This window comes from Hyalangium versicolor, assembly GCF_020103695.1.
GTDB lineage: Bacteria > Myxococcota > Myxococcia > Myxococcales > Myxococcaceae > Hyalangium > Hyalangium versicolor.
Window position 1 is genome coordinate 1 of the sequence record NZ_JAHXBF010000082.1, and the last position, 1,212, is coordinate 1,212.

General features: G+C 65.3%; 2 protein-coding genes. Both read right to left on the reverse strand.

Annotation, left to right across the window (positions count from 1 at the left end; all coding sequences use genetic code 11):
- Window positions 1-33: 33 nt before the first annotated feature.
- Window positions 34-816: an IS630 family transposase gene (locus tag KY501_RS52815; RefSeq protein ID WP_255637585.1), complete on the reverse strand. Its 783-nt coding sequence runs from the start codon at window positions 814-816 to the stop codon at window positions 34-36.
- Window positions 817-838: 22 nt separating this feature from the next.
- The gene (locus tag KY501_RS52820; RefSeq protein WP_224373249.1) at window positions 839-1,099 is read right to left on the reverse strand and encodes a helix-turn-helix domain-containing protein; all 261 of its coding nucleotides are present in this window, start codon (window positions 1,097-1,099) and stop codon (window positions 839-841) included.
- Window positions 1,100-1,212 lie beyond the last annotated feature (113 nt).

Below are 1,212 nucleotides of genomic sequence, written 5' to 3' on the forward strand. Positions count from 1 at the left end.
CTAGTGGAGTGTCCGACAAGTTTTTCAACATAGTCAGGACCGGTGTCGGTCCATCCATGCGTGCATCTTGGAGCGAGTCCAGGACCAAGTGAACGGGTGGGCGAAGAGGCGGTTGTACTCGGGCCAGCTGGCATCGAGATGGTCGATGAAGTCGTCGCGGCTGGCCCACTCTGCGCGCCGCAGGTAGCGCTCAGTGAAGGCGCGCAGCAGCAACTCCGCCTGATTGAGCCAGGAGGCATGCGCCGGAGTGAAGAGCATGCGCACATGCGGAGCGTGGCGGCTGAGCCAGTCACGCGTCTGCCGGGCGATGTGGCTGGAGCCGTTGTCCCAGATGAGGTGGATGCGCCGCGCGTCGCAGTGGTCCTCCAGCAACTGGGGAAGCACGGCTCGCAAGCATGCACCATCGTTCTTCGCCAGGACCCAACAGCGCATGAGGCCAGAGTGCACCTCGAGTTTGACCAGGAGGTTGACGGTGCCCCGTCGCACGTACTCGAACTCCCGGCGCTCGATGCGGCCCGAGCGCATGGGGCGGATGGGGTGCTCGCCCTGCAGCACCTGGATGTTGGGCTTCTCGTCCACGCACAGCACCACCTCGCCTCGGTGAGCCAAGCGCTGGGCTTGCTCGTAGCACCACAGCACCTGGGCCGCCTGATGGCGGAAGGTGTCATCCAGGGTGGGTGTCTTCCAGTAGCGCGTGCGGTGGGGTTGCAGGTCGGCGCCCTGCAGAATGAGCGCCACCGTGGAGTGGGACAGCGTCGGGGCAATGCCCCGCTGGCGTGCCACCAGGGCCAAGCTCCGGGTGGACCAGTGCGTCATCTGCAAGCCGACTCCCGCCGGTTCACAGCAGGCCAACTGCTCCACCTCGACCCGCTGCAGGGGGGGAAAGCTCCCGCGGGCGGCCGGAGCGAGGAGCATCCCACACCGCCTGCACGCCCACCTCTTCGAACCGGCGACACAAGAGCCAGATGGTCGTCCTGTCCACCTCGAACTTGTCGGCCAACTCCGTCACCACCGTGTCCGGCTCGGCCATGGCCAGCAGGATCCGGGCTCGCCGGGCTGTGCGTTGCTCCGTCCGTCCGTCTCGTACCAGGCTCTCCAAGTACGCTGCTTCTTCGGGGACCAGATGGATCAGGTGCGGCGGTCGTCTCCTCATCCACCAGAGCTATTCATTCCCCACGACTATGTCGAATGACTTGTCGGACACTCCACTAG

Bases quoted from the DNA above. Each gene is read 5' to 3' on its own strand.
- KY501_RS52815 (WP_255637585.1), bottom strand. From the start codon at position 816: ATGACGCACTGGTCCACCCGGAGCTTGGCCCTGGTGGCACGCCAGCGG.